Origin of the sequence: Synechococcus sp. CB0205 (assembly GCF_000179255.1) — a bacterium.
In the GTDB taxonomy this organism is placed as follows: Bacteria; Cyanobacteriota; Cyanobacteriia; order PCC-6307; family Cyanobiaceae; genus Vulcanococcus.
Genome location: NZ_ADXM01000075.1, coordinates 1 through 3,248, shown reverse-complemented (window position 1 = coordinate 3,248; position 3,248 = coordinate 1). Strand labels below are relative to the sequence as shown.

General features: G+C 53.7%; 2 rRNA genes. Both read left to right on the top strand.

The features are described 5' to 3' along the window. Nucleotides 1–4: 4 nt before the first annotated feature. A 23S ribosomal RNA gene (locus CB0205_RS0113930) occupies nt 5–2,880 on the top strand. 148 nt (nt 2,881–3,028) lie between these two features. Then, nucleotides 3,029–3,145: ribosomal RNA gene (rrf, locus tag CB0205_RS0113925) — 5S ribosomal RNA — on the top strand. The last annotated feature ends 103 nt before the right edge of the window (nt 3,146–3,248 follow it).

The window sequence follows — 3,248 nt, the reverse complement described above, 5'->3', positions numbered from 1 at the left end:
AATTGGTCAAGCTACAAAGGGCTCACGGTGGATACCTTGGCACACAGAGGCGATGAAGGACGTGTTTACCTGCGATAAGTCTCGGGGAGCTGGAAAAACGCTTTGATCCGGGAATTTCCGAATGGGGCAACCCCTAGAACGGCCAGCTGAATCTATAGGCTGGCGCGAGCCAACCCAGCGAACTGAAACATCTTAGTAGCTGGAGGAAAGGAAAGTAAAAACGACTCCCTAAGTAGCGGCGAGCGAACGGGGAAGAGCCTAAACCGATAGTTTCGACTATCGGGGTTGTGGGACAGCAACGTGTATCAGGGATGTTAGAGGAAGCGTTTGAATGGCGCGCCATAGAGGGTGAAAGCCCCGTATTCGAAAACTGAACTGAGCTAGCTGTATCCCGAGTAGCACGGAGCACGTGGAATTCCGTGTGAATCTGCGAGGACCACCTCGTAAGGCTAAGTACTCCTGTGTGACCGATAGCGCAACAGTACCGCGAGGGAAAGGTGAAAAGAACCCCGGGAGGGGAGTGAAATAGAACATGAAACCGTGAGCTTACAAGCAATGGGAGCCCTACTGATAGGGTGACCGTGTGCCTGTTGAAGAATGAGCCGGCGACTTATAGGCACTGGCAGGTTAAACCGGAAATGGTGGAGCCATAGCGAAAGCGAGTCTGAATAGGGCGTTAGTCAGTGTTTATAGACCCGAACCCGGGTGATCTAACCATGGCCAGGATGAAGCTTGGGTGATACCAAGTGGAGGTCCGAACCGACTGATGTTGAAAAATCAGCGGATGAGCTGTGGTTAGGGGTGAAATGCCAATCGAACCCGGAGCTAGCTGGTTCTCCCCGAAATACGTTGAGGCGTAGCGTCTAGTGCTCCAGCAGGGGGGTAAAGCCACCGTTTCGGTGCGGGCTGCGAGAGCGGTACCAAATCGAGACGAACTCTGAATACCCTGTGTGTAACTAGGCAGTCAGACTGTGGGGGATAAGCTCCATGGTCGAAAGGGAAACAGCCCAGACCGCCAGCTAAGGTCCCCAAATCAACACTAAGTGATAAAGGAGGTGGGATTGCCGAGACAACCAGGAGGTTTGCCTAGAAGCAGCCATCCTCAAAGGAGTGCGTAATAGCTCACTGGTCGAGCGATCCTGCGCCGAAAATGAACGGGGCTAAGTGTTGTACCGAAGCTGCGGATTAAACTTGTTTAATGGTAGGGGAGCGTTCTATGTGGGGTGAAGCGTTAGCGTAAGCGGGCGTGGACTGCATAGAAGTGAGAATGTCGGCTTGAGTAGCGAAAAAATGGGTGAGAATCCCATTCCCCGAAACCCTAAGGGTTCCTCCGGCAGGCTCGTCCGCGGAGGGTTAGTCAGGACCTAAGGCGAGGCCGAAAGGCGTAGTCGATGGATAACAGGTCAACATTCCTGTACTGATCATGTTTTGGGAAGGAGGACGGAGAAGGCTAGCCAATCCGGATGTTGGTTACCGGTCCAAGCGTTCGAGGCGTTGAGAGCTGGCGAAAACAGCTTGAGCTGAGGCGTGAGTGCGAGCTGCTACGGCAGCGAAGTTGGTGACGTCAAGCTTCCAAGAAAAGCCCTATACCCGTTAAGGCATGATTACCTGTACCCGAAACCGACACAGGTGGGGTGGTAGAGAATACCGAGGGGCGCGAGGTAACTCTCTCTAAGGAACTCGGCAAAATGACCCCGTAACTTCGGGAGAAGGGGTGCCAGCGCGAGCTGGTCGCAGTGAATAGGCCCAGGCGACTGTTTACCAAAAACACAGGTCTCCGCTAAGTCGCAAGACGATGTATGGGGGCTGACGCCTGCCCAGTGCCGGAAGGTTAAAGAAGTTGGTCAGCGCAAGCGAAGCTAACGACTGAAGCCCCGGTGAACGGCGGCCGTAACTATAACGGTCCTAAGGTAGCGAAATTCCTTGTCGGGTAAGTTCCGACCCGCACGAAAGGCGTAACGATCTGGGCGCTGTCTCGGAGAGAGGCTCGGCGAAATAGAATTGTCTGTGAAGATGCGGACTACGTGCACCCGGACAGAAAGACCCTATGAAGCTTTACTGTAGCTTGGTATTGTGCTCGGGCTCGCAATGCGCAGGATAGGTGGGAGGCTTTGATCCATTGCTTGTGGGTGATGGTGAGCCACTGGTGAGATACCACTCTTTGCGAGCTAGGGTTCTAACGGTTACCCGTTATCCGGGAACCGGACAGTATCTGGTGGGCAGTTTGACTGGGGCGGTCGCCTCCTAAAAGGTAACGGAGGCGCGCAAAGGTTCCCTCAGGCTGGTTGGAAATCAGCCGACGAGTGCAAAAGCAGAAGGGAGCTTGACTGTGAGACCTACAAGTCGAACAGGTACGAAAGTAGGCTTTAGTGATCCGACGGTTCTGAGTGGAAGGGCCGTCGCTCAACGGATAAAAGTTACTCTAGGGATAACAGGCTGATCTCCCCCAAGAGTTCACATCGACGGGGAGGTTTGGCACCTCGATGTCGGCTCATCGCAACCTGGGGCTGAAGTCGGTCCCAAGGGTTGGGCTGTTCGCCCATTAAAGCGGTACGCGAGCTGGGTTCAGAACGTCGTGAGACAGTTCGGTCCATATCCGGTGCATGCGCAGGAATATTGAGAGGATTTCTCCCTAGTACGAGAGGACCGGGAGGAACGCACCTCTGGTGTACCAGTTATCGTGCCAACGGTAAACGCTGGGTAGCCATGTGCGGAGTGGATAACCGCTGAAAGCATCTAAGTGGGAAGCCCACCTCAAGATGAGTATTCCCATGGCTTAAGCCAGTAAGGTCACGGGCAGAACACCCGTTGATAGGCTCTATGTGGAAGCGCAGTAATGCGTGAAGCAGAGGAGTACTAATAGACCGAGGGCTTGACCAAATCTCATCTCTCAAAACACAGTGACTGCAGAGTCAATGTGGAGAGCTTTTGACTTCCAGAGCGAAGATCTGCTGTTGACGCAAGTCAACCGGTAGATCAACTCGTAACCTATGCAGTTCTCAGGGTTCACCTGAGAGCGAATCTCTATCCTGGTGTCCATGGCGCAGTGGAACCACTCCGATCCATCTCGAACTCGGCTGTGAAACGCTGTAGCGCCGACGATATTTGGGGGGTAGCCCCCTGAGAAAATAGGTCGATGCCAGGTAAAACATTCGCTCCAACGACTCAATCCATGCTGCTCTCTCTTCTGATGAGATGAGCCATGGGTTGAGACGAGGAAGCCACCCCAAAAGGGTGGCTTTTTTGTG